Origin of the sequence: Geomicrobium halophilum, assembly GCF_014207655.1 — a bacterium.
In the GTDB taxonomy this organism is placed as follows: Bacteria; Bacillota; Bacilli; order Bacillales; family Marinococcaceae; genus Geomicrobium; species Geomicrobium halophilum.
Window position 1 is genome coordinate 1 of record NZ_JACHHJ010000009.1, and the last position, 5048, is coordinate 5048.

The following is a 5048-nucleotide window of genomic DNA, read 5'->3' on the forward strand; positions in this document are numbered from 1 at the left end:
TCACCTCTAATATCAAACGTTTGCATGGACGTATCGTATCCAAGACTGTCAAATTCATCTTCAATATACTCAGCAGCCTCTAGCTCTTCTTCGCTCCCGGCGACTCGCGGTCCAATGTCTTCACTTAGATGGGAGATGTGATCCATCACTCGATCCACATCAAAAGTCTCTCCATAGTTTTCAATCAAGTCATCGGCAAAAGTCTCTAACATGTGGAAGGCATCTTCAGATATCCAGTCATTCTCCAACTGTTGAATTAAAAGGTTATGAAAACCTCCCATATGCTCCACCACTTTGTCCGTTTCCTCTTGATCTTCATAGTGACTCACCGCCCTTAAATGAACATCTAACGCATACGGTGCGTCGCTATTTTCAAACTCTCCGGCTTCATCCAACTGCTCAACAAGGGTTTGTAGCCCGGAAGCCGTGATCCTTGGATCCGAGCAATCTTCTAACGCCAACCCTTCCACTTCGTTATAGGAAGCTTCTCCATCGAGTAGGAAGGGAACAACGGTCATCATCGGCTGGGACATGGACACAAAAACGCCATTTTCGCCCACCTCTTCAGTCTCTAATGAAAATGAATCGATATGAAGGCTTACTTCATTAGCCTGTGATGAATGAAGTAAATAACCACACGGATGAGGATCTAATACATCCGAATCTTCCGGCTCTCGAATGTCTGCACCATCCAAATAGAAAGGTTCGGACCGATCTGCGCCCTCTTCCATCTTACGGCTCGGAGCTTCACTGACGACGGTTGTTACGTCATCCATCCGCTCACGGTAAAACTCTAACGTTGATTCAACCGTTTCCATTTGTGCTTCCACCCGATACTTAGGATCTTGCTGTCCGGATGATTCGGTCAATAGTCCCAAACCATGCCGCAATCCTGCCATTTGGGACAATACAGTCTCGAGCCCAAGAGTAGGTTCAGAAGCATCGCCGTATAATCCTGTTGTAAAACCAGCCTCCTCAACATTCGGCCGTAAATAATCTTCAACCATTTCTTCATTTAATTCGCGTAGCTCATCGTCAACATTAAGGTTACGGGGCCACTGCATTTCCATATCCGGATTCCCATCTGCGCTTGGACGTTCATGGGCATCAATCGTGATATCTGGGTTGTACTGATTCAGCACTTCTCCGATCACTTGGATTTCAGGAGTCCCTAAATTCAAATGTTCACGATTAATGTCTACCCCCTCGGCATTCGTTCGAGTATCCGCCTCCCGACCATCCGGGTTCGCCGTTGGGATGAACATCACTGTTAGCTCCTCCAACTGACCCTCCCGTTCAGGATCCTCCGTGAAAGCTAAGTCCCGTAATAATTGTAATGCCATTTCACGGGGAGCTGGCTCATTCCCATGCTGCGAGCCAATAATCAACATATTTTGCCCATCAGCCATTTCCTCGTCCGTGGCGGGAGAAGGACCCCCTACCTGCACTAAATGCAGCGGCCGACCTTCTACCGAGGTACCCACTTCAGAATACGTCATTCGTTCCGATTTTTCCTCGACCTCCTCCAAGAATTCCAATTCCTCTTCATGAGTCGTCCATTCTTCTCCATCTCGATCTTCAAAACCAGTTATCGGAGGCTCATCAAAGTCGTTTTTCTCTTGGGCTGCAGCCACTCCCTCCCAAGAGCTCACGATTAATAGTAATGAAAAAAACAAAACGAGAGGACTCATGGTTTCCAAGTTTATGATTTTCATACTGACCTCCTACCTTGGCATCTCCTCATAGCTTCCTATCATTTAAGCATGAATGGACAGCTCCCTGTGACAGTTCACTCCTGCCACAGGGAGCTCATGTGTTCTCCCTGATCTAATTCCGAAACAACATCTGTCTCATTGCTGAATCACATCTTCAGTATAAGAATAAAGAGTATCATATGCGTATTCCGACATCATTTCTTCGTTCAGCTGATGGTCCAGCAAATCCTTAAGTCCTTCCATGTGTTCAATCACTTTTTCCGTTTCTTCTTGATTTTCGTAATGACTGACAGCCCTCAAATGAGTGATTAGCGCACGTGCAGCTTCGGCGCTCTCAATTTCTCCCTCATCTTCGAACAGCTCCACAAGCTGCTTCATTCCTTCTACATCATATGCAATTAAAAATTCGGCCTCATTGTAATTTTCTTCAGTACCTTTCGGATCGTAATGATTTTCAACATTTCCTGCCATGTCCTCTGAAAACCATTTCATCGTCGTAGTAGCGTTGATGGTCAGTGTTTCAGCACCTTCACGTGTACCTGCAAGTTGAAGCGCATTGGAATCAAATGTCGGTTTTGAGCCATCAAGCGTATAATAAATCGTTGCAGGTTCACTCGTTTCGAAGCTCACTTCTATGGGTTCGTTATATGAACCTTCTTCCGGACTTACTGTAGAGCTTGGTGGATCCTCATTTTGATAGTAGTCATTGGCAACATCCAGCATGCCGATCAATCCACTGGCAAACTCCATTCCTTGGGCGTGGCCCTCTTCTTCAAAAGGGGGCTGAAAACCTTGGGATTCCCAACGTTCTTCATCAGGGTTCCAAAGTTCTGCACCGACTTCAAAATTCCAGGCAAAAATGTCATGGTCATACCAAAGTGCATCAGCAGAGTTTCCACCTGCAGAATACAAGACATCTGGAATTGGTCCGGTTCTTTCCGGCAAAATAACGGTGCCCCGATATGCCTGAATCGCATTCAAAATCGTTTCCGAAGCCTCCCAATAGTAGGCTTCTTCGCCCGCTGTCGGACGCGGCAACGTATTACGGTTCTCGTCATATGCTCCCGGAGACCACATGAAATAACCGCCGTGACTGTGAATATTCATTGCAAAGTTAATGTTCGGGTTCTCTTCTGCCAACCAAATCAAGTTTTCGCTTTCAGGTTCAGATAACGGCTCCGGTCCAGCGTATGTCCCGGATGTACAATTCGTTGATCCTCCAATATAGCCGTCATATACAGAACCGACCGCGTGATTACGGTTTAAATCAACGCCCCATGAATCACGTAGATACGGGTCACTATTCTCGATGTCACAATGATTTGCCATATTTTTGCGTTGCCAATTATAATCATGAAACGAATAGTTTGCGCCGTCAGGATTTATAGACGGAACGAGAAAAATATCAAGATTATCTACGAGCTCTTGGGTCTCGGGATCAGAGTGATAGTTTCTCAATAGCTGTTCTGCTGTTTCTATCGTGACAAGGGGGGTCACCCATTCGCGGGCGTGCTCTTGAGCATATGCCAACACCCCGGTTTGAGAGCCATCTCGATCTTTTCCGATGCGAATCGCTTTTACATCAGCTGGCTCACGTGAAACATCCTGAGGGGCATTCAAATTGTTATTCAGTTCGATTTCACTTTGCGGCTGAACAATTCCTTCTCCTTCATAACTTCTGAAACTTGAAGCGGTAACCATGTCCTCTGAAGCTCCATTGATAGCCTCAATCACTTCAGCAGCCGTACTTGAAGGATTAGCCGAACCGTCGGTCGCAAGGTTGACTGTAATGTGTTCGCTGTTTACATCCACTTGCAAATCCTCATTCGCATTATCCGGAATCTCAACAGTAACCGAAATGTTATTTCCACCTTCATGTCCCCATGCATTGGATGTGATCACAATCGCTGCTTCCGGGTTATCCCCCGGATCACCGATCATGCCTTGAGCATGTCTTCGATATCCATTCGTTTCATTGGGCATAGTCACCACTTCGGCCAGTTCCGGAAACTCAGCAGCCAATTGTTCAATTCTTTCATTCAACTCATTCGGTGTCATATAGTGATCGATAAAGTCACTGACATAGTGATCCCCTGCTTCAGGTGGATCACCGATCCATTCACTGACAGAGGCTTCAGCAGAGCCGCCTTGATTGCTGCTCACCGTCACATTTTCGGGAACGGACTCCACATCGATCAACATTCGGTGATACAAATACTCACCATAATCCTCTTGTCGATCCATGGTTACAGTGTGCTCCTCACCGCTATCATCGGTCCATTCCGCTGTCAATGCCACACTTGCAGCATCTCCAGCACTTGTTTTTGACTCAACATACAAAAAGGTACCGGATTGATTCGTAAAGTGCTGAGCACGTAAAATGTTAACCTCGTCTACTTGCTCAGTGAGTGTTTGAATTTGCTGAACGTTCTGTTGACGTTCTCTCAAAACTTGTTCAGCTTCACTCCGTCTCTGTATCGTTGTTACGTCGTATTGCTGATTCAACTCTTGCAGTTCATTCGGGGTGACAATGGCATCAACCTCTAACATATCTTCCTGTTCTCGTACATATTCAATTAATTCCAGGTCGCTTGCCACAAGCTCGTCCAATGCTTTTTCATCCGGCACTGTAATCCGAACGTGTGCAGTATCCCGTTCAAATTCGTAATCATCGGAAGAAGCTTCTGTGTATGTTTCTGACCCCAAGGTTGAAAGCATCAAAACCGTGATCGACAACATGAGCACATAAGGTAAAGACCGTTTTGATCTCATCAGGCTCCTCCTCTTTTGAGTTATTGGTTGTCATTTTTTTCAGCCAAAAACAGTCAGCCCCTTGCAACAAGTCATTTACTTTCTAAGCAGCTTCATCTGTTAACAAAGGCTCTTGTTCGGTAACAAGGTCAGACACAGCAGAATCAATAAGGTCTCCAACCATCTGAATTTTTTCAGGACTCACACGATCGATCGTGTCTCCAGGAGAATGATACCAAGGTTCTATCCCTGCTTGACCTGGTGCTGTGCCCGGCTCCATCCAGATAAAGAGTGCGGCATCGATACCCACTTCATAAAACGGAACGTGATCAGACCTTCCTAATTGGTGTAAAGTAAGTTTGTCATCATCTAATTCTAATCTTTCAGCAGCTGAATCTGTGTAATCCCATACAGCATTCGCTTCTCCATCAACAGTACTAACATGAAGTTGAGAAGCTGGTTCCCAAGCTGTTCCAACCATATCCAAATTAAAATTGGCCACACTGCGATCAATTTCCGAATCAGACAACTGATCTACATATTCAAACCCGCCGACTAGACCAATCTCCTCGGCACCAAGAG

The 5048-nt window shown here is 45.8% G+C and carries 3 protein-coding genes; all 3 read right to left on the reverse strand.

Translation table 11 applies throughout. The features are described from left to right. Nucleotides 1-1715: M14 family metallopeptidase (locus HNR44_RS17445; RefSeq protein ID WP_184405975.1), on the reverse strand; the 1715-nt coding region annotated here is incomplete at its 3' end. A 135-nt stretch (nt 1716-1850) separates the two neighbouring features. Beyond that, nucleotides 1851-4487 (reverse strand): M14 family metallopeptidase, encoded by a 2637-nt coding sequence (locus HNR44_RS17450; protein WP_221434348.1) that lies wholly within the window; start codon nt 4485-4487, stop codon nt 1851-1853. 82 nt (nt 4488-4569) lie between these two features. After that, on the reverse strand, nt 4570-5048 hold a 479-nt coding region (locus tag HNR44_RS17455), incomplete at its 5' end, for a M28 family peptidase (RefSeq protein WP_184405977.1).

Excerpts from the sequence above, each read along its gene's own strand:
- HNR44_RS17450 (WP_221434348.1), bottom strand. The coding sequence starts at position 4,487 with ATGAGATCAAAACGGTCTTTACCTTATGTGCTCATGTTGTCGATCACG.